We start from the raw sequence: 20,314 nt of genomic DNA on the forward strand, positions 1-20,314 counted from the left end.
GGTGTCGCACGTGCGAAGCCGGAACATTTCCTCGGACCTCAGACAATCTGGAACGTACGCCTGCATATCGAACCTCTTCTCCCTGAAACGTTCATCCTATGAACTGTATTTTCGGACCACCGCCGTCACGACTCCTCCGAGACGGAGTTCGTTCCGCGGAGCAATCGGCGGGTATTTCGGATTGGCGGCCTCCAGGAAAATCTCTTTCCCCTGCCGGCGGAAATGCTTGAGCGTCCAGTCCCCATCCACTTCCGCGACGACAATGTCTCCGTTCCGGGGCTCCCGCCCCTTCTCGACGACGACAAGGTCCCCCTCCATGATCCCGGCCCCGGTCATCGAGTCTCCGCTCACCTGAAGCAGGAAGGAGGATTCCGGTCGCGCTACCAGGAACTCGTCAAGCGACAGGATGTCGCAGAGACCCTCCTCTTCCGCGGTGGGAAATCCCGCCTGGACGGAACCGGCCATGGGGACGCCGAAGGTCATCCGGGTGGGCTTCAGAAAGCCCTTGTCGTCCTTTTCCAGAAAGCCGTTCTGGATGAGCTTGTTCACCCAGAAGTGGACGACGCTCTTGGAGCGCACGTCCAGGAGTTCGATCATTTCGGTGTAGGTGGGCATCCGCCGGTTCCGGCGGAAAAAGGAGCCGATGGTCTGTTCGACGCTCTGGATCGTTCGTTTGGCGGCCATGGGGCGACCATATAGAACGTCCGTTCTATTGTCAAGAAGAAAAAGCGGGGAGGACCCGCAGGACCTCCCGGAGGGCGAAGACGGAAATGCTGTTGCCCGCCAGGTGCCAGCGCTTCCGCAGGCCCATTCCTCCGGGCCAGTGGAAACCCCGGGGAAATCCAAGGAGCCGGAGGATCTCGTCGGGAGAAAAATGGCGGAGCCGCCCGCCGTCGGCCAGGAAGGCCCCGGAGTGCATCGCCGCACGGCCATAGGACGAGGTGAAGCAGGTCGTATAGGAGCTGGAATTGCACGGGTCCAGAACCCGGAGCCCCCGCCGGAAGCGTTCGATCCGCTCCGCCGGCAGAAACAAGCCGGGCGAGGGGGGCTCATCCAGGTAGTACGCCAGGGGCTCCTCGCGGACGGTCGGCGGGGGAGGATCCAGAAGCTCCTCCCGCGAGGCGATCAGGTAATACCGGGGACGCCGGCTGGGAATCCCCAGCTCCATCGGGCACAGCCGCCGCTCGGCGATCCGGAAGCCGCCGGCGTCCAGGATTTCCAGGAGCCGTTTCCGGGCCCGCGATTCGGCGAAGCCCTCCACGTTCTCCAGGCCGAGATGGAGGGGCGGATCCACCTGGAGGATCTCCAGAAGGTTCCGGAAGCTCAGCGCCCGGGGGTCGTCCAGGTCCCGCCGGTGACCGCGCACCGAGTAGGGCTGGCAGGGAGGGGAGAGCCACCACATGTCCGCCGGAAAGGCCCGCAGGTCTTCCGCGGTGACCGTTTCCAGGTTCCACTCGACGGCGGGTGTCTCCGGGTGGTTGAGCCGGTAGACCGCCAGGGCGTGCGGGCTCTGGTCCACCGCCGCGACGATGTGTGCCCGGTTCCCCGCCGCATCGGCAAAGCCTCCGATTCCGCAGAACAGCTCCAGAACGTTCAAAACATGGTCCTTCCCGCAAAGCAGAATTTTCTTTTGGATGGATCCTATGCTACCATGCCGGGCGGAATCATCGCCTGCAAAATGTCTCCGTGTCCGGACCGGGCCTTGACGCCTGCCGTTGCATTGCAGCCGTCCCGGTTTCTTGACAAACCATCCGGGGATGGCCAATATTTTCCCACTGTCCGGGGGAGAGGTAAGGTCCTTCACCCCGTGTCCAATTGTTGATTCATTGTGGTCTCTTTTCCAAGGCGGGGAATCCCGGGACCGTCCCGAGTATCGATTTCACAAAGCCGGAAAACATCGGCGGCCGGCAGCCCGAACCGGAGCCCGCCACCGTCCGGTCTTTCAGAAACCGGGCATTCGCAGGAACAAACTAACCACAAGGAGGTTATCACATGGCAAAATCACTGAAGGGAACCAAAACGGAGAAGAACCTGCTGGCCGCTTTCGCCGGCGAGTCGCAGGCCAGAAACCGCTACACCTACTTTGCCAGCGCGGCCCGGAAGGAAGGCTTCGAGCAGATCGCCAACATCTTCACGGAAACGGCGGAGAACGAGAAGGAGCACGCCAAGGTGTTCTTCAAGCACCTGGAAGGCGGGGAAGTCGAGATCACCGCCATGTACCCCGCCGGTGTCGTCGGCAGCACGAAGGCCAACCTGGAGGCGGCCGCCGCCGGTGAGAACCTGGAGTGGACCACCCTCTACCAGGATTTTGCGCAGGTGGCCAAGGACGAGGGCTTTCCCGAGGTCGCCCGCTCCTTCGAGCAGATCGCCAAGGTGGAACGCTTCCATGAAGGCCGCTACCGGAAGCTCATCAGCAACGTGGCCAACGGGGAGGTCTTCAAGAAAAAGCAGGCCGTGAAGTGGCACTGCATCAACTGCGGCTATGTCCATGAAGGCGAAGAGCCGCCGAAAAACTGCCCCGCCTGCCTGCATCCCCAGTCCTACTACGAAGTCCTGGCGGAGAATTTCTGAGCGTAAACAGGGGGACACTTCCCCGCGTTTCCCTCCAGCGTGAATCGGGGGAAACAGGGGAGGTGTCCCCATTATTCGATAGGCGGGCGGATGAGACATCTCTGGAAGGTCTTTCTCAACGAGCGCCTCCACATCATCCTGAGCTCCCTGGCTCTATTGTGGTGCTGGGACCGGGTCCTCGGCATGGGGGTCCGGTCCGTGGACTATTTCATCCTGCCGCTGGCGGTGGCCTGTATCTGCCAGTGGAACCGCCTGACGGACCTCCGGGAGGACGCCGTCAACTGTCCGGAGGAGCTGGAGGAGGCACTGAAGCGGCAGCGCCGCATCCGCATTTTTTCCTATGCCGGCGGTGTGACGGCCATTGTGCTTGCCCTGGTGACGGATCCCACGTGGCCCGTGGCGGCCGTCGTGGCCGCCGGGGCCGCTGTCGGATTCTTCTACAGCACCTCTCCCTGGCCGGGCCGTGCCACCCTGCGCATCAAGAACCTGTTTGTCCTGAAAAACCTCAGTTCCGGAATCGGCTGGACACTGGGGCTCCTTGTCTATCCCGCCCTGCGGGCGAACCATTCACTGGACGGGCCTTTCTGGCTGGCTTCCGCCTACATGTTTCTGGCCGTCATGGCCCACGAGATGATCTGGGACCTGCGGGACGTGGCGGGGGATCGGGCGGCCGGTGTGCGCACCCTTCCCGTCGTGGCCGGCCCGGGGGCAACGAAGGCCTTCGTGCTGGCGGCCATGGCCATCCTGGCGGCCCTCATCGCGGCCTCCGTGGCGGTGCGCATGGTTCCGCTCTGGTGGCTTCTGCTCATCCCCCACGCCGGCATCCTGGCCGTCGTCACCGCCCAGTTCGACGGCTGGTTCCGATCGAGCCGGCTTGTGACGTATCTCCTGGTCGTCATGACCACCGTGTTCAGCTTCGCGATGGGGGCCCTGGCAGCCGGCCCGACCTGAGATTTCTCTTGTGACCCCCCGGTGGATCTGTTAGGAATTGCCCAGGAAGTCCGCGTCCTGTCGGCCTTTCCGGGGTTTCCGGGATCCTTCCCGCTTCCGGTTTCCCCTTCGCCCGTCAGGTCTTCATTCCATGTCCATTCAAGGAGGTGCTCATGTCGTCGCTGGTGTATGAAAAGGAAGGCGCCATCGCAAGGGTCGGGCTGAACCGGCCGAAGGAAAAAAACGCCCTTGACCCGGGAATCCTGCTGGACCTGCACCGGACCTGGGAGGACATCAACCAGGATGCCTCCATCCGGGCGGTCATCCTTTATTCCTGCCTGGACGAGATCTTCTGCTCGGGCATGGACCTCAGGACGGCCATCCCCGTCCTCACGAAGGCCCGGGAACCGGAGAACGAGGCGGAGCGCTGGCTCGTCCAGGTCGGGCCGCACGTGGGCGAGGCGATGCTGAAGCCCAGCATCGTCAAGAAGCCCGTCATCGCCGCTATCAACGGCTACTGCCTCACCGGCGGATTCGAGATGATCATGGGGGCGGACCTGCGCGTTGCCTCGGAGGACGCGATCTTCCAGATGCGGGAGGCGAGCCTGGGCATCATGCCCACCGGCGGCTCGAACGTCTACCTGCCCCGGATGCTGACGCCCTGCCGCGGCCTGGAGATCCTGCTGACGGCGAACAACTTCAAGGCCCGGACCCTGTACGAGTGGGGCTTCCTGAACCGCGTCGCCCCGGACCGCGACGGCATGATGAAGGACGCCATGGAGCTGGCCGAGCGCATCGCCGGGAACGGCCCCCTGGCCGTGCAGGGGATCATCCGCTGCTGGCGGGAGAGCCGGGACATCTCCTGGGCCGAGGCCTTCAAGAAGGAGCTGGACATCGGTATCCCCGTGTTCGGTAGCCAGGACGCCAGGGAGGGAATCCTGGCCCAGCGGGAGAAGCGCAAGCCGAATTTCCCCGGCAAGTATTGACCGGAACCGGCACGGGGGGGGAGGGTTGCCTCTCCCCCGGACCGGTGATCATGGCCCGGAGGCCGCCGGAAAGGCGGCTTCGGGGCCGCATTCCCCCCTTCCCCCTCCGGATCCGGGCGGAGGCGGGGGAGGGGACGTCCCCGCGCAGACCCTTTCCCCATGAAAGACCTGCTATTCCTTGCCGCCGGCCTGCTGATCTTCCTCTACGGGATGCTCCGCCTCGGAGAGCAGGTCCAGCGCCTTTTCACGGTTCGGATCCGGCAGTTGATCCGCTACGCCGTCCGCCGGCCCCTGACGGGCCTCCTGACGGGCATCACCGCGACGGTCTTCTTCCAGAGCAGTTCCGCCGTGACGGTTCTCACCATCGGCATGGTGAGCGCCGGCCTCGTCACCTTCTACCAGTCCCTGGCCATCATCCTCGGTGCCGACATCGGCACGGTCCTGACGGTGCAGCTCGTGGTCTGGAAAGTGACGGACCTGTCGCCGGTCCTCGTGGTCGTCGGGGGAACGCTCTGGTTTTCCGGCCGGGGGGGATGGAAAACGGCGGGGGAGACGATTCTCTACTTCGGCCTGATCTTCTTCGGGCTCTACCTGGCCGGCATGGCGACGGCGCCGCTGAAGCAGGACGGTGCGGTGATACGGTTTCTCCGGGAGGCGGATAATCCCTTCCTGGGATTCGCCGTGGGCCTCGTCTTCACCGCCCTGGTTCATTCCTCCCTGATCCCCATCAGCCTGCTGGTCATCCTTGCGCAGCAGGACCTGGTGATCCTGGAAAGCGCCCTGCCCATCGTCTTCGGGGCCAACGTGGGAACCACCTCCACAGCCCTCCTGGCCGCCTGGGTGTCCTCCGTGAGCGGCCGCCGGACCGCTGCCGCCCATTTCCTGTTCAAGCTCTGCGGGGCCGTCGTTTGCATGGCCGCTCTGCCGTGGGCGGCGGTTCTGCTGCGGACCGTCACGCCGCTGGTGGGGCAGCAGATCGTCTTCGGCCACCTCCTGTTCAACGTTCTCATCGTGGCGGTCTTCATCTTTTTCCTGAGGCCCTTCGCCGGGATGGTGGAGCGCATCATCCCGGGCCAGGAGGATGCACTCCCCCTGTGGCCGGAATTCCTGGACGAGCGCGACCTGGATAGCCACGAAAAGGCCCTGGAGAACGTCCGCCGGGAGTTGGGCAGGGAGATCCTGCTGACGCAGCGGATGGTGGAGCAGGTGAGCCGCCTCGTTTTCGACTACCGGGAAGGGCTCAGGCGGGACATCGCCTACCTGGATGTCGTCGTGGACAACCTGCGCCGCGAGATCGTCGACTATCTCCGGAGGCTCGCCGGCCGGAACCTGGCTCCAGGGGAGTCACGGAAGGTCTTTGTATACACGTCCGTGGCGGACGACATCGAGCGGATCGGCAATCACGTCCTCGTCATCGCCGACCTTTCCCGGGACAAAAGGGAGCGGGAGATCGCCTTCACGGAGTTCGCCCGGGAGGAGCTGGACGGGATCGGGAGGCTGGTCATGGAGAACCTGCGGGACGCGGCGGCCCTGATCGAACAATTCGACCTCCCGCGGATTCAGGCCATGAGCCGGCGGGAGGAGGAGATCGACGAGAAGGTCAAGCTGGCCCGCTTCCGCCACCTGGAGCGCTTCCACCGGGGGGTTTGCGTGGCCGAGGCGGGGCCGCTCTACATCGAGATGCTGATCCGGCTCGAACGCATCAGCGACCACTGCGAGAACATCGCCGAGGCCGCGCAGGATCTGGTGAGCCCGGCCCCCCGTTCCTTCGAGCCATAGAAAGAAAGGAGGTTCCCGTGAAGATCGCCAACCACCGGCTGGTCGGGGAAGGCACAGAGGCGGTGTCGTTCCGGAAGAGCCCGAATCAGTCCGGAGGCCTCTCTCCATTGTACCTGATTTTGCACTTCACGGCCGGCACGACGCTGGATGGGGCGGTCTCCTGGTTCCTGGACCCGGAGGCCCGGGCGTCCGCGCACCTGATTATCGGCCGCGACGGCGCCGTCGTCCAGATGGTGCCCTTCAACCGGCGGGCCTGGCACGCCGGCAAGAGCTCCTGGGGCAACCTGGAGGGGATGAATCCGTATTCCATCGGGATCGAATTGGTGAATGCCGGCAAACTGAGGAAGCGGGCCGACGGGCAGTGGGTAAACTGGGCGAATCATGTGATTCCGGCGGATGAGGTGTCGATGGCGACCCACCGGCATGAAAAGATCGAGGCCGGGTGGCACGAGTACACCGAGGCGCAGATGGAGGCCCTGCGGAAAGTCGCCGTCCTGCTGAATGCTTCCTATGCCTTCACGGACGTCCTGGGCCACGAGGACGTCAGCCCCGGCCGCAAGGTGGACCCGGGACCGCTGTTCCCGCTGAACAGCTTCCGCTCCATCGTCCTCGGCCGGGCCTGACAGGCCGTTTCCAGGCTTCCGCCGGCTGCTGCAACCGCACTCCTGCAACGCATGGAGACCGAATGAGAATGGACATATCACCCATCACCATGGAAGACCTGCCACAACTGGCGTCCCTGCAGCGGGAACTGATCGACGAAGAGGCGGACGTTCAAAAGATGAGGGAGCTCCTGCCGGCGATTCTCCGGGCCGGGAATTACTGTCTCCTTGGAGCCAGGAAGAACGGTCGCCTCGTCGGGTCCCTGGCGGGCATCGTCTGTTACGACCTGTTTGGCAGATGCATTCCCTTCATGGTCGTCGAAAACGTGATCGTGACGAAGGAGCTGCGACGGCAGGGCATCGGCCGGGCGCTCATGAAAGAGATCGAGAGCGTCGCGAAGGAGCGCGGCTGCCGGTACATCGTGCTCGTCTCCTCGATGAAGCGGGAAGGCGCAACCGGCTTCTATCGCGGGTTGGGATACGACACGGACCCCTACAGGGCCTTCAAGAGATACCTGGAACCGGGGCGATGACAACCGGTGCGGAGGACCCTATCTCAACCTTCCCGTAATGTCCTGAACGACCTCGGCGTCGCCGTAGAGCGGGATCATCTTCGTTCCGCCGCCGCTGAAATCGAGCTGCTTCAGGTCGATCTTCCGGAGGGTAAAGTTGTCGTAGGTCCGGAAATAGAAGATCCGGTTCGTGATGTCCCGGAAGGATGCCCACTGCGTCGTCGAACTCGCCGTGATGCTCTTGTCGGGTCCCCGGGTCACGGACATCCCTTTCACGATGTGGAGCGTACTGATGATGTGCGCGGCGAGATTGAGGGCCTGGGCCGCGTTTTCCGGGGGATCGGCGAAACGGGTCATGACGGCCATGCGCACGAAGCGGCTCGGCGGCGTGATGTCGCCGGGGAGTCCCAGCATCCCGGAGCCGCCCCCGGTGGGGCGGGTCTCGATGCCCGAAAAATTCTGCGTCGTCCGCTGTTCGCTGGTCATGCCGACGTAGTTCCGGAGATTGGTCACCATCCAGGGAAAGTTCGGGGAATTGGTCATGAGGCCCAGCGGGTTCTCATGGATCCGGAGCTCGCCCTGCTCGTATTCGACCACCACGCAGCCCCCCTTCGCGTCGTAAAGGATGAAGTGGCCCGGGGGCGCCTTTCCCATCTGCGGTACCTCCATGGCGAAGACCTTGACGCCCCGGATCGCTTCGGTCGCTTCCCCCACCGTGGCGAAGCGGCCGAGAATCAAGGAGCCGACCATCATGTGGGCAATGGCCTTGTCCCGGTCCCGGGGACCCACGTCCTGGTACCGGGTGTCGACCTCGAACCACAGGGCGCTGAAGGTGAGTCCCGCCTCGTTCATGCCGTCCGTGACGGCCCCCTCGATTCCGAAAACGTTCGTCGCCACGTACCCGTAGCGCGACGTCCAGGACAGTCCCGTTTTGGCGTCCGGCGCCGGGCTGACGAATTTTCGGCCGCGGGGAACCGCGATGAGGCCGGGTTTCAGATCGCTGCCGAATTCCATCGTCCGGCCGCTCATGATCGTCCCGTCTTTGGCGGTTACGCGGAAAACGGAGCAGGCTTCCGTGAGCGAAGCGGACCAGGCGGCCGTCAACAGCGCCAGTCCGCAGATGAGAAACGCCTTCGTGATGGTTCGCATGATACCCTCCATGAATGGTGCGATGGCTTCGACCGCCGGGGGCGTGGAATGCCTTTCTGCCCACGGAACACGGATTCCGGTCCGGCCGCATCGGGTGATGGCGAACGATGCCGGCTTTCAGAACGATATGAGACCTTTTTTTCGCCTTGTCAACAGCGGACAGCCGTTCCTCGGGCAACCCCTTCCGTGGTCCCGGACGGTGATGACGGCCCCGGTGTCGGAAGATGTCCCGGTGCAGCAAAGAGCGGTCTTAAGCGGGGTGACCGGATGGGAGATGCCCTCCCGATTCCTCAGAGACGGGGCCCCCACAGGGCGTCCCGGAGGCCCGAGAAGCGGGCGGTCCGGCGGGAGCAGGCGGCGGTGAAGACGTCCTGTCGCCCGCAGATTGCGATCCGCTTCCGGGCGCGGGTGACGGCGGTGTAGAGAAGCTCCCGCGTCAGGATCGGCGCGTCCCGGTCCGGCAGGACCAGGAGAACGCGGTCGAACTCGGATCCCTGGCTCTTGTGGACCGTCATGGCCCACACGGTCTCGTGCTCCGGCAACCGGGAGGGCGGCAGGGATCGCAGCGACCCATCCGGGCTTCTGAAGAAGGCGCGCAGTTCGCCCCCGGCCTCCCGGTCCGGGAGGATCATGCCCACGTCGCCGTTGAAGAGGCGGATCGTGTAGTCGTTCCGCGTGATCATGACCGGCCGGCCCGCGTACCAGCGCCCCTCCGGTTGGATGATCCCCCGCCGGCGGAGGATCCGCTCGACGAGACCGTTGACGGCGCTCACCCCGTATGGCCCCTCCCGGAGGGCGCAGAGAATCCGGAAGCGGTCCAGAAGGTTCAGGGAAGACTCCGGAGCGGCGTTATCCCGGAAATCCCCCGGCCATTCTCCAAGGTGCTCCTCCAGGAACCGCTGCAGGGCCTCGGGCCGCGGAAGGTCCAGCCAGTGCAGGTCGGCAAAGTGCCCGCTCCGCGCCTCGTCCAGGGCGCGCCGCCCCTCTCCCGCGTTGACGGCAAGGCTGGCCGTCCGGATGCCGCTGTCCTCCCCGAATCGCCAGCTCTTCCGGAGCCCGACGATGCAGTCGCCCATGGCTTTGTCTTCTTCCCGCGGATCCGCCGGGGGGAGCTTCTCCCCGGTCAATTCCCCGTACCGCTCCCGGTGGCGGCGTGTATAGCCGTGCTCGCGGCCGGTGTCGCAGATGTCCCCCAGGACGGCCCCCGCCTCCACGGAGGCGAGCTGGTCCCGGTCCCCCAGGAGAATCAGGCGCGTCCGGGCCGGGAGCGCCTGGACGAGTTGGGAAAAGAGGGCCAGGTCCACCATGGACGCCTCGTCGATGACCACTGCGTCCGCGGCCAGGGGATGGGCGGCGTCGTGCCGGAACAGAGACGTCCCGGGAACACTTCCCAGGAGGCGGTGAACCGTCGCGGCCTCCTCCGGAAGTCGGCTGCGGACTGAATCGGTGCAGGGCAGGGTCCGGGCGACGCCACGGATGGACTCCTGGAGGCGGGCCGCTGCCTTGCCCGTCGGGGCGGCCAGGGCAATGCGGCAGTCCGATCCGCCGGCCTGCTCGATCAAGAGCGCCAGGATCTTGGCCACGGTGTAGGTCTTTCCCGTTCCCGGCCCGCCGGAGAGCACGCAGAGCCGCTTCGTCACCGCCGTGAAGGCGGCGGCCTTCTGCCAGTCTGTTCCGTCCCCGCCGGGCGGGAACAGGCGGCCCAGGCCTTCCCGGAGGAGGGCGTCGTCGATTCCCCCGGGATCGTCGGCGGCGCGGCTCCGGAGCCCCTCCGCCAGCCTCCGTTCGTAGTCCCAGTAGCGGTAGAGATAGAGCCTCGTCCCATCCAGGACCAGGGGCCTCCAATCTCCTGGCCGGCCGACGGCGGGGCTTTTCCCCAGGCGGTCCAGCCATCGCTCCAGGGTCGGGAAGCGGCGGCTGTCGCCGTCTTGAGCCGGGGCGACGAGGCCGGCCGCGTCGGCCAGGTCCAGGCAGATGTGGCCCTCCACGCGGGCACGGCTCGCCAGGGCCGCGGCCAGGGCGACCTCCGGCGACTCCGCGCCGGCGATGCGCTCCGCCAGGCGCGCGAACTGGATGTCCAGCTCCGAGAATCCCTGCTTGGCGTCCCCGTCAAAGGGCATGTTCACTCCCTCATTCCAGGAGGCCCCGGACCAGGGCCTCCACGGTCTCCCGGGGCGGCCTGGTCCTGTACAGGCCGTAGTCCGGTCCCTTCCGCGGGTCCACGCCCCGGAGAAAGACGTAGCAGACGCCGCCGAAGTGCGTCCCGTAATCGTACCCCGGTACCCTGCGGGCCAGCCAGCGATCCAGGGCGGTGACATAAAGAAGGTACTGGAGCACGTACATCTCCTCCTCCATGGCCTCCTCCAGCCGCTCCGGGCCATAATTCTCGACGCGGTCCCCGAGGTAGTTCGATTTCCAGTCCACCAGCCAGAACCGCCCTTCGGCCCGGAAGACCAGGTCCATGTAGCCCTTCAGGAACCCCCGGACGGGGTCGAATTGCAGGCGTCCGATCCGTTCCGGGACGGAAGGGGGGAGGCCGGCCGCGCCGCCCAGGATGTCGGCGAGACGGCCGGGAGTCAGGGGCTTCAGCGGAACATGGAACTCCAGCTCGGTGAGCCGGTCGCCCGGAGGGATCTGCGAAAAAGGGACGCCGCCGTCCGGGCCGAAGGGGGCCGCCAGGACCTTGCCGACCGTCTCCCCGACAATGTCCCGCCACTCGGTGCCGAAGCCGTGGCGGCGTAGCGTTTCTTCGATCAATCCGTTTGTGATTTCCGGGTCCCTCTCCGTGAAGTCCAGGTGCTCCAGGAGGTCGTGGAAAAAGGTTCCCGCCCGGGCGCCCCGGGGGAAGGCGAAGATGCCCGCCGGCTCTTCCGGGAGGACAACTCCGGGCGTGAAGCCGTCCCGGTCCGGCAGGTCCGGGGCGGCCTCGGCCGCGATTGCACCGGCCTCCGCGCGGTCCGCCGTGAGCCGGGAGAAGCTGGCGACCTGCCAGTCCCGGGGGATTGTGCCGGCGAAAGGCCGGAAGCGAAGCGGCTCCGGCTCGCCCGGGGCGGGGAGGGATGCCGCTGGCGTGCGGTCCGGCGGCAAGAGGACGGCAATGGATCCTCCGGCGCGGTCGGCGATCCCGTCGAGATCGATCCGCATCGTTGTGTCGTCCAGGGCGTCGAACCGTTCCGCCGCGGCCCCGCAGACGTCTTCCGGGTCATGGTCGCGAAGGTGGAGGATCCGGGCCAGCGCCGAGGTTCCGGCGTCCTTGAAAGGCCCCCAGGCGACGTGGCAGCGGTGCTTTGCCCGGGTCAGGGCCACGTAGAGGAGGCGGATGTTCTCGGCCATTTCCTCCCGCATGGCCCGGGGGAGGTTCCCCGCCCGCTCCGGGTCGAGGACGAGAAGGGGCCGCCAGTCGTCGTCGGGATCGTGGTAAAGCCAGGTCTCCTGCTTCGTGAGGCGGGAGCCGGCCCACAGGAACGGGCAGAAGACCACGGGGTACTGGAGCCCCTTGCTCTTGTGGATCGTGACGATCCTGACCGCTTCGGCATCTCGCTCCAGGCGCAGCTCCTGCTCCTCCGGCCGCGTGCCCTCCGCGCGGGCCTTTTCGCTGCGCTGCCGGGACAGCCACTTCATGAGCCCCGGCGGTCCGAGACGACGGGAGGAGACCTCGCCGTGGAGCAGCTCCCCCAGGTGGAGGACGTTGGTCAGCCGCCGCTCGCCGTCGGGAAACGCCAGGAGCCGTTCCCGCACGCCCTCCGCCCGGAGCAGCTCCCGGAACATGGGCATGAAGCCGGCCCGGCTCCAGAGATCCGCGTACCCGCGGAACCGGGCGACACGGGCCTCCCAGAGGCTCTCCGTCTTAAGCTCCCCGTCGAGCTGCAGCCCGTTCAGTCCGAGCATCTCCGTCGCCAGGGCCGCCTTCAGGTATCCCTCGCGGCCCGGCTCCGCCGCGGCCGCCAGGACCTGTTCCAGTTCCCCCGCCTCGTCGGAGTCGAAGACGTTCTCGGCGCTGTGGATCACCGCGGGGATTCCGATCCGCTTCAGGGCCTCCCGGACGTCCCGGGCCTCGAACCGGTCGCGGACGAGGACGGCCAAGTCCCCCTCGCTGAGCGGCCTGTCGCCGATCCGTACGCGGGAGTCTCGGCCGAGGCGGATCAGGCGGGAGATTTCCGCCGCCGTGGCGCTCGTAATCAGCCCTTTCGTCCGGGCCTTGTTGCCGGCTGCTTCGGCGGCAGCCAGCCGGTCGCTCCCGAAAAGCCAGATGCCCAGGGGAGGGATCGACCGCCCGTCCTCCCGGAGGAGCGGCCGATCCGGCACGTCTCCCGCTGTGGCCTCGTGAAATTTGATTTCCTTGTACAGGAACGGGTTTTCCACACCCGAGAAAAGGGTGTTCACGGCGGCGACGAGGTCCGGCTCGGACCGCCAGTTCTCCGTCAGGGTGTAGCGGCGGTCCACGTGGCGGGACGCCCGCATGTAGGCGAACAGATCGGCGCCGCGGAAGCTGTAGATCGCCTGCTTCGGATCGCCGATCAGGAAGAGGGTGCGGTCGCCGCCGCCGAAGACGGCCTGGAAGATGGCGTACTGCACCGGGTCCGTGTCCTGGAACTCGTCGATGAGGGCCGCCCGGTAGCGGTCCCGGAGACGGTCGGCCAGGCGCTTCCCCGTGGGTTTCTCCAGCGCCCCGTGCAGGTCCAGGAGGAGGTCGTCGAAGGACTGGAGGTTCCGTTTCCGCTTCCGCAGGGCGAGCTCCTCCGGGAGCCGGCGTAGCGCCTCGGCCTTGAGGAACAGGAGGCGGTCCGCCATCTGCGCCTCCAGGGCGGCCCGCCGCTCCAGGAGTTCCGCGCAGAGGCCGAAGAACGGGTGCTCCGGCGTGACTTTTCCCTTGTTGGTTCCCGCTCGCAGGGCTTCCGGGGTGAGCTTCTCCAGTGTGTCCGGGACCGGGATGCCGCATCCGGCGGCGGTGTATCCGTCGATGGCGGACACCAGGGCCTCCGGATTGCGGTACTTGCTCCTGCTCAGGCCCGATGTTTTCAGGAGGGCTGCCACGTCTTCCCGGCCCGCCTTCCAGGCGGCCTGCAGGCGGGCGAAGGCCTCCCGGAACGGCTCCAGGGCGTCGAGGGCCGCCGGCGGGGCCTCGGGGACGATTTTGAGGGCCGGGTCCAGGGATCGCCGCCGTGTCAGCTCCAGGAAGGCCTCGGGGCCGGCATCCTGCGCCAGGGCGAAGGCGGCGAACTCCCGCGGGGCGTCGTAGAAGTGGCGGCGCCAGAAGTCCTGAAGGATCTCCCGCCGGAGATCCTCCACGTCGGGGGTCATCTCCGTTCCGAAAAGGCTGTGGCTCTCGAAGACGTTTTCCCGGAGGGCCCGCTGGCAGAAGGCGTGGATCGTGGTGATGGGGACCTCGTCGAAGTCCCGCAGGGCGTCCCGGAGGACCCGCCGGGCCTGCCCGGGCCGGGGATGCTTCTTTACCAGGCCGTCCAGGAAGGGGTCTTGGGGTCGGCCACCGGCCTCGAAGGCCCCCATGGCGTCGCGGATGCGGTTCCGGATCCGGTCCCGGAGCTCCTCCGTGGCGGCCTCCGTGAAGGTGACGACGAGGATCCGCCGGGCCTCCAGCCCCTTCTCCAGGAGGAGCCGGAGGAAGATGGCCTCGATGGCGTAGGTCTTTCCCGTTCCGGCGTTGGCCTCGATGAGGTTCGTCCCCTCGAGGGGGCTGGACAGGATGTTGAAGGGCCGCGCGTCCGCCATCATGCCTCCTCGCTTTCCAGCAGGGGGTTGAAGACCGCGAGGGCCGCGGGACCGAAGGTCTCGTCCTCCAGCGGGGACGCCCCGCGGAAGCAGATGCCGTACCAGGGATCGTCGCTCTCGGGATATTTGAATGCGCTCCATTTGCCGTCGGCGGCGGCCAGGGCCGAGCCGTGGTCCTTCTCTTTGGCGCGGCGGACCGCGTATTCCAGGGACGATTCGGGGACGAAGGGCAGGGGTCTCGTGAGGCCCCTCCAGTACAGATCGAGAAGCGTTGCGAGCGAGCCTTCCGGATCCGCGGGAGCGCCGTAGAGCCGGGTCTTCCCGTCCCGGCCTACCAGGACGGACCTCCAGGCGGCGCGCCCCGCCGCGTGGCCCGCCAGGTGGGCGATCCAGGCCCGCAGCCGGTCCCGGGCCTTGATCCGGGCGGGCCTGAAGGATACGGGCCCGCCGGCGTAGACGTTTCCGATCCGGCCGGTCAGGCGAAATTCACCCAGGGAAAGATCCAGAACCAGCGGCTCCGCCGGCCCCCCCTCCGTATGGGGCTGCACGGCCGCCAGGAGTGCCGCCGCCTCGCCCCACAGGTCGTCGAACCGGCAGAGGCCGGGGGTGCCGTGAGGAAGGAGTCCGGCGGCCCGGAGGGCGTCCCGGGCGCTTCCCGGGTCCGTCCCGGTCCGGACGGCCCCGAGCAGGTATTGCAGGACGCCGTATCGTTCGAGACTCCCCAGGGCGAAGGGCTCGGCGTCCTCCAGCGGCTCCTCCTCCCGCACCAGTCGGAGCCCCAGGCGGCGGGACAGGAGAAACCGCGCCGGGTTGGAAAAGAAGGACGCCAGGGCGTCGATGTCCACGGTCCTCCATTCCGGCTCCGGCTCCGGCAGGTCCGACGGCAGGAAATCCTGCGGCGGCGTCCGCTCTCCCGCGGCGCGCAGGGCGGCTGCGCCGTTTTCCGGGGAATAGCTGGCAAAGCGCTCATCGCCCTTGAAATACAGGGGGCTGAAGGCCTGAAGGGGGTGTCGCGTCACCAGGCAGTCCCGGAGATCCCCTCCCTCCGGGCCGGCAAACCCGGATTCCACTGTGTCGAGGAGCTCGCTCACCAGGACCGACGGGGGGCGGGGGGCGTTGTCCCGGATGCCCTGGCCTGTGTAGCTGATGTAGAGCTTTTCCCTGGCCGACAGGAGGGATTCGAGGAACAGGTAGCGGTCGTCCTGCCTGCGGGAGCGGTCGCCCCGGCGGGGATTCTGCGCCATCAGGTCGAATCCCAGGGGGACCGAGACGCGCGGATAGGCGCCGTCGTTCATGCCCAGGAGGCAGAGGACCCGGAAGGGGATGCTCCGCATGGGGAGCATGGCGCAGAAGGTGATCCCGCCGGCGAGGAACCCGAAGCCGAACCCCTTTCCCCCCAGGCGCTCCCGGAGGTGATCGCGGACCACCGCCGGGCCGACGGAACCGGTGAACCCCGCCGCGGCCGCCAGGTCCGCCATCTCCGTAATCGTCCGGTAGAGCGTCTCGATCTCTCCCAGGGGATCGTCGTCCCGGGAGAGAAAGGCGTCCAGCGTCTCCGCGAGGAAGAGGGACCAGTCCGCGAGAGGACGGGGGCGGTCGAGATCCGTGGCGATGCGGAAGAGGGCGTCGGTGAAGCCGAGGAACCTCGACAGGATCTCCGCGTCCCCTCCCTCGACGCGGTCGTAGGGCACGATGCCGTGGAACGAGGCGTCGTCGTCCCGGGCCGTCAGGGCGTAGCCCAGGAGCATCCGGTCGAGGCCCGCCCGCCAGGTGTTTTCGGCGATCTCCGGCAGGCCCAGGGCGGCCCGGTGGGCGGCGTCCCTGCCCCAGCGGATGCCGGACTCGCGGATCCAGACGGCGACGCGCTCCAGGTCCTCCTCGGAGAGGCCGAAGCGGGACCGGACCGGGGCCGTCTCCAGGAGGTCGAGGACGTCCGGTGCGCTGAGGCGGCTCCCCGCCAGGTCCAGGAGGCGGAAGAAGGCCTCCGCCGCCGGGCTGTCCTGGGGAAGGCTGCGGTCGGCGATGCTGAAGGGGATGCGCCGGGGATCGTCCGGCGGCAGCGAGAACACCGCCTGGATGTAGGGCGCATACAGGCCGAGGTCCGGCGTCATGACCAGGATGTCCCTCGGCTCCAGTCCCGGGTTTTCTTCAAAGAGGACGAGCAGGCGGTCCTGGAGGACCTCCACCTCCCGCATGGGGCTGTGGCAGGAGACGATCTCGACGGAGCGGTCGCCCGGCGGGATGAGAACCCGCTCCCCGTCTTTTCCCCGCTCCCGGAGGTTCAGGATGTCCGACTGCAGCGCCGCGAGCAGCGTCCCTTCGCCCGGGTCCTCATAGGATTCGTCTTTAGGCACTTCCCGGGATTCCAGGAGGTCGAAGAAGTCCCGGCCGAGGGTCCCCAGGGAGGCCAGGAGGGGATTGCCCTCCTCCAGGTGGAGTTCCGTCCCGTTTCCGCCGGACCCGGCGATCCGGCGTCCCGGGACGATGTCGCCCCAGTACTCCCGGCAGGGGTTCATGACGAAGAGGTGGACATCCGCATGGACCGATAGCGCGGCCAGGACCTCGACGTGGAACGGCGGGAGGGCCGAGATGCCGAAGACCGAGACCCGCGGGGGCAGGCCCTCCGGCTGGAAGGCGGGATTCGCCAGGGCCCTCCGGAACGCCGCCAGCATCGCCGCCCGGTGGCTCGATCCTTTCCTCGCCGCCAGCTCCCGCCAGAGGGCGGCCTGCCAGTGGCTGTCATCCCCCTTCTCCCAGCGGAGGATCCAGTCGGGCCGGAAGAGGAGATAGAGGTCGAAGAGATCGGCGATGCGGCCTGAGAGTTGGTAGAGCCGGAGATCCCGCTCCGCCTCGCCCAGATAGCCCCGGAGATCTCCGAAGCCGGGCCGGTCGAGACAGGCCGGCAGGAGCTCCATGATCTCCCAGGCCATCACGGCCGGGTCGAAGGGGGAGCCGTCCGGTTTGCCACCGCCGGCGGCGTCTCCGAGGACCGCCCGGAAGGTCTCCTGGACGAAGTGGTTCGGAAAGGGGAAGCGAAGGTTGGCCGCCACCCCGTGGCGCTTCGCCAGCTCCAGGGAGACCCACCGCTCCATGCCCCGGCTCTGGACCAGGATCACCTCGGCCTGGAACGGGTCCGCCGGCGGGGCGTCCAGCGCCTCCGCCAGCCGGTCCGCGAGGATCTCCAGGCGGTTGCTCGCGTGCAGGGTCAGGCCGGGCATGGGAAGGTCCGTTTTGTGGGATGGGTCAGCATGGCCTGCACTCTGCCACGGCTTGGCCGCGCTTTCAAGGCCAAGTCGACGATGGATTGTCGCATAGATTTCTTTGCCATGGCAGGATCATGGATGTGCCGTCGTCATACAGGTGGAAAACAAGGACATGTTCCGCCTGAGTCTTGTGGTTGACAAACCTGTCAGAATATGAAATGTTTGTAAACCAAGAAAGATGGTGGAAGGATGATTGATCGAAGACTGAAACAGATCCGGCTGGCCCAGGGCCTTTCCCTGGATCAGCTTGTTGCAAGAATGGACGGTTTCGTGACGAAGCAAGCGCTCTCCAAGTATGAGCGAGGCAAAGCGAAGCCGACCCCGGTCGTGTTGAACAGACTGGCGTCGGCTCTCGGCGTAAAGGCGGCCCATCTGTGGGCCGAACCCTCCGTGAATTGCAGCTTCATTGCCTACCGGAAAGGCTCGGGGCTGGCAAAGCAGGAGCAGGCCAGAGTCGAGGCCGTGGTATGCCGGATGCTGGAAGAGCGCATTCGCTTGCGGGAAATCTTGCAGGAACCGGCAAGAGAGAATTTGCCTGTGCAAAACCTGCGTATGGTCCGTCTTGAAGATGCCGAGCACCTGGCAAAGGAATTGCGGCACCAATGGGGTGCCGGCTTGGAGCCCGTCGCCAATCTCACGGCGACCCTGGAAGACCATTGTGTGTATGTCATGGAGATTGAAGCCGGCGAAAAGTTCGACGGTCTGGCGGCTGTGGCCCGCGATGCCGATGACAATCCGGCCGCGGCCGCTGTCGTGTCACGGAAGTCACTGGCAGGGGAAAGGCAACGGCTGAATCTGGCTCATGAACTGGCCCATCTCGTCCTTGATGTACCCGATGCCGTCGATGAGGAAAAGGCGGCGTTCCGTTTCGCCGGTGCATTCCTGGCCCCGGATGAAACGCTGTACAGGGAGGTGGGCCGGAAACGAGCGTTTGTCCAGCTTGAGGAGCTGATTCTTCTGAAACAGCGATTCGGAATGAGCCTCCAGGCCCTGGTTTACCGGCTTCACGACCTCGAAATCATCTCGGACGCCCATTACAGGCGATGGTTCATGGACATCAACCGGCTGCACTGGAAAAAGAAAGAACCGTGTGAACTGCCGCCGGAACAGCCGCAGTGGCTGAAGAAAAGCGTGCTCCGCGCCGTAGCGGAGGGGCTGCTCACCGAAGTGGAGGGCAAGAACATGCTTGGGGAAACGGTAACCGGAAGAGAGCCTCTGTCGCTGATCGAACGACGCGCCTTCATGAAACTGCCCCTTGAGGAGCGCCGGAACATCATGGCGCATCAGGCGAGGGAGATTGCGTCGCATTACGCAAGCGAAGTGGCGAAAGAGGAACTGGAGACGGGAGACATCGTTGAATATTAGAAGAGGCGAGGTCTGGCTGGTTAATTTTGATCCGACCAAGGGAGCCGAGATCCAAAAAACCCGGCCGGCAGTGGTAGTCAGTTCCGATGCGATCGGCATTTTGCCGATAAAGCTGATTGCACCGGTTACCGAATGGAAAAACCACTACAACCGAAATCTCTGGCACGTCCGAATTGATCCCGACAGGACAAACGGTCTAATGAAGCCATCCGCTGTCGATGCCCTTCAAGTGCGCGGCGTCTCGACAGATCGATTCATCCGGAAACTCGGCCGCGTATCTGCGGCGACAATGGAGGAAATCGCGGCTGCGATTGCGGCGGTGGTGGAATATGAATAACACGTTATTTGCCGTAGGACGAACTTAAGCATGATGCCTTGTGTAAGACAGTACAGAAGAGAACTCCCTGAAAGCCGTAATTCATTAAAATATCCAAATATTGTCGTTTCAAATTGCAAATACTAAAAAATCATTTACGTCACCGGAGGTGGTTTCTATGGGAGATGCCGCATGCTGCCCGGTCCAGACGGTTAGGTCTTGGAAGGAGCTCAGGGATGTTGAAGAGAGTTATAATGAGCACAAATGGGCCTTTCGAGGACAGAATACATTTAAATTTCCATCATCAAGTCTTGAACGTCATTGCATTGAATTTGGCTTCACAGGAGATGGGATTATAGATCTGGAAGTGAAACTGATACGAGATTTTGCCCGTAGATATCATCTTTACAGTGGTTCGACGCCACCGCAGAAAGGCAACACGCTTGAATGGCTTTCACTTATGCAGCACTACGGCGTACCAACAAGATTGACGGATTTCACATATTCATTTATGAACGCGGTTTTCTTCGCCCTTGAAGAAAAAGGTAATTGTCTTTGCCCAATAGGTAATTGTACTTGCCCAAGTGTTTGGGTAATTGACCGGATAAAGTTGCTTGAAGAGGCTGATAAACTAATAAAAGCTTCAATGAACAACTTGAAGGATCCGATCAATAGCTACAACGAGAAAAGAGATAAAAAATCATTTCGCGACCTGTTTATAAATGAACAGCCGAAAAAGTTTGTGTATCCGGTCAATCCAATTCGTTTCAACGATCGATTGACAAATCAGCAAGGTGTCTTTCTAACACCTGGTGATGTGCGATGTACATTTAAAGAAAACCTGAAAGCAATTCCAAAATCCGAAACTATAATGGTGCGAGTTGCGATAAGTGACAGCAAAAGATCAGATATACTTGAAAGACTTCATAGGCTTGGAATTAACCGAGCGAGTCTGTTTCCAGGACTTGAAGGGTATGCTCGTTCGCTTCGCACGAAGTCATTGATTCTGCGTCATTTGGACAAACAAAATATTGATATGCTCAAACAGGTATAACTGAACGGCGTTGGAAGCGTTTCAACACCTTTCAGGCCGCAATGCAGAACTTCGATA

General features: G+C 64.8%; 15 protein-coding genes. 9 read left to right on the forward strand and 6 right to left on the reverse strand.

From position 1 onward, the window contains the following. Positions 1-96 precede the first annotated feature (96 nt). Positions 97-684, reverse strand: coding sequence for a transcriptional repressor LexA (lexA, locus tag PLO63_04375; protein ID HOI73363.1), 588 nt, complete (start codon positions 682-684; stop codon positions 97-99). 31 nt (positions 685-715) lie between these two features. After that, complete coding sequence (locus tag PLO63_04380) at positions 716-1,597, reverse strand: DNA cytosine methyltransferase (protein ID HOI73364.1); 882 nt, start codon at positions 1,595-1,597, stop codon at positions 716-718. Positions 1,598-1,992: 395 nt separating this feature from the next. Here PLO63_04380 and PLO63_04385 point away from each other — a divergent pair, with 395 nt between their 5' ends. The 6 genes from PLO63_04385 (at position 1,993) to PLO63_04410 (ending at position 7,401) form a co-directional block, all read left to right on the forward strand. Next, positions 1,993-2,571: a rubrerythrin family protein gene (locus tag PLO63_04385; GenBank protein HOI73365.1), complete on the forward strand. Its 579-nt coding sequence runs from the start codon at positions 1,993-1,995 to the stop codon at positions 2,569-2,571. A 90-nt stretch (positions 2,572-2,661) separates the two neighbouring features. Beyond that, positions 2,662-3,522 carry a UbiA family prenyltransferase gene (locus PLO63_04390; protein HOI73366.1) on the forward strand — a complete coding sequence of 287 codons (861 nt, stop codon included), beginning with the start codon at positions 2,662-2,664 and terminating at the stop codon, positions 3,520-3,522. A gap of 152 nt (positions 3,523-3,674) precedes the next feature. Next, positions 3,675-4,487: an enoyl-CoA hydratase-related protein gene (locus PLO63_04395; protein ID HOI73367.1), complete on the forward strand. Its 813-nt coding sequence runs from the start codon at positions 3,675-3,677 to the stop codon at positions 4,485-4,487. Between the two features lie 159 nt (positions 4,488-4,646). Next, positions 4,647-6,266 carry a Na/Pi cotransporter family protein gene (locus PLO63_04400; GenBank protein HOI73368.1) on the forward strand — a complete coding sequence of 540 codons (1,620 nt, stop codon included), beginning with the start codon at positions 4,647-4,649 and terminating at the stop codon, positions 6,264-6,266. 17 nt (positions 6,267-6,283) lie between these two features. Next, positions 6,284-6,889: an N-acetylmuramoyl-L-alanine amidase gene (locus PLO63_04405; protein ID HOI73369.1), complete on the forward strand. Its 606-nt coding sequence runs from the start codon at positions 6,284-6,286 to the stop codon at positions 6,887-6,889. A gap of 62 nt (positions 6,890-6,951) precedes the next feature. Continuing rightward, entirely contained in the window at positions 6,952-7,401 is a 450-nt protein-coding gene (locus PLO63_04410) for a GNAT family N-acetyltransferase (protein HOI73370.1), read from the forward strand. Between the two features lie 18 nt (positions 7,402-7,419). Here the strand turns inward: PLO63_04410 and PLO63_04415 are convergent, their stop codons facing one another. The 4 genes from PLO63_04415 to recC form a co-directional block, all read right to left on the reverse strand. Continuing rightward, positions 7,420-8,529, reverse strand: coding sequence for a linear amide C-N hydrolase (locus PLO63_04415; GenBank protein HOI73371.1), 1,110 nt, complete (start codon positions 8,527-8,529; stop codon positions 7,420-7,422). 290 nt (positions 8,530-8,819) lie between these two features. Further along, entirely contained in the window at positions 8,820-10,649 is a 1,830-nt protein-coding gene (gene recD / locus PLO63_04420) for an exodeoxyribonuclease V subunit alpha (protein ID HOI73372.1), read from the reverse strand. 10 nt (positions 10,650-10,659) lie between these two features. Continuing rightward, positions 10,660-14,259, reverse strand: coding sequence for an exodeoxyribonuclease V subunit beta (gene recB, locus PLO63_04425; protein HOI73373.1), 3,600 nt, complete (start codon positions 14,257-14,259; stop codon positions 10,660-10,662). Beyond that, complete coding sequence (gene recC / locus PLO63_04430; protein ID HOI73374.1) at positions 14,259-17,477, reverse strand: exodeoxyribonuclease V subunit gamma; 3,219 nt, start codon at positions 17,475-17,477, stop codon at positions 14,259-14,261. Before recC ends, recB begins: the two co-directional genes overlap by 1 nt. A 234-nt stretch (positions 17,478-17,711) precedes the next feature. Here recC and PLO63_04435 point away from each other — a divergent pair, with 234 nt between their 5' ends. The 3 genes from PLO63_04435 (at position 17,712) to PLO63_04445 (ending at position 20,257) form a co-directional block, all read left to right on the forward strand. After that, positions 17,712-18,887, forward strand: a complete 1,176-nt coding sequence (locus tag PLO63_04435; GenBank protein ID HOI73375.1) for an XRE family transcriptional regulator — start codon at positions 17,712-17,714, stop codon at positions 18,885-18,887. After that, complete coding sequence (locus tag PLO63_04440) at positions 18,877-19,224, forward strand: type II toxin-antitoxin system PemK/MazF family toxin (GenBank protein ID HOI73376.1); 348 nt, start codon at positions 18,877-18,879, stop codon at positions 19,222-19,224. The genes PLO63_04435 and PLO63_04440 overlap by 11 nt, the downstream gene beginning before the upstream one ends. Positions 19,225-19,381: 157 nt before the next feature. Continuing rightward, positions 19,382-20,257, forward strand: coding sequence for an FRG domain-containing protein (locus PLO63_04445; protein HOI73377.1), 876 nt, complete (start codon positions 19,382-19,384; stop codon positions 20,255-20,257). Positions 20,258-20,314: the final 57 nt, after the last annotated feature.

The organism is Syntrophales bacterium (genome assembly GCA_035363115.1).
In the GTDB taxonomy this organism is placed as follows: domain Bacteria; phylum Desulfobacterota; class Syntrophia; order Syntrophales; family PHBD01; genus PHBD01.

Coding starts and splice junctions, on each gene's coding strand:
- lexA (HOI73363.1), bottom strand. CDS start 684: ATGGCCGCCAAACGAACGATCCAGAGCGTCGAACAGACCATCGGCTCC.
- PLO63_04385 (HOI73365.1), top strand. CDS start 1,993: ATGGCAAAATCACTGAAGGGAACCAAAACGGAGAAGAACCTGCTGGCC.
- PLO63_04390 (HOI73366.1), top strand. CDS start 2,662: ATGAGACATCTCTGGAAGGTCTTTCTCAACGAGCGCCTCCACATCATC.
- PLO63_04395 (HOI73367.1), top strand. CDS start 3,675: ATGTCGTCGCTGGTGTATGAAAAGGAAGGCGCCATCGCAAGGGTCGGG.
- PLO63_04400 (HOI73368.1), top strand. CDS start 4,647: ATGAAAGACCTGCTATTCCTTGCCGCCGGCCTGCTGATCTTCCTCTAC.
- PLO63_04410 (HOI73370.1), top strand. CDS start 6,952: ATGAGAATGGACATATCACCCATCACCATGGAAGACCTGCCACAACTG.
- PLO63_04415 (HOI73371.1), bottom strand. CDS start 8,529: ATGCGAACCATCACGAAGGCGTTTCTCATCTGCGGACTGGCGCTGTTG.
- recD (HOI73372.1), bottom strand. CDS start 10,649: ATGCCCTTTGACGGGGACGCCAAGCAGGGATTCTCGGAGCTGGACATC.
- recB (HOI73373.1), bottom strand. CDS start 14,259: ATGGCGGACGCGCGGCCCTTCAACATCCTGTCCAGCCCCCTCGAGGGG.
- recC (HOI73374.1), bottom strand. CDS start 17,477: ATGCCCGGCCTGACCCTGCACGCGAGCAACCGCCTGGAGATCCTCGCG.
- PLO63_04435 (HOI73375.1), top strand. CDS start 17,712: ATGATTGATCGAAGACTGAAACAGATCCGGCTGGCCCAGGGCCTTTCC.
- PLO63_04445 (HOI73377.1), top strand. CDS start 19,382: ATGGGAGATGCCGCATGCTGCCCGGTCCAGACGGTTAGGTCTTGGAAG.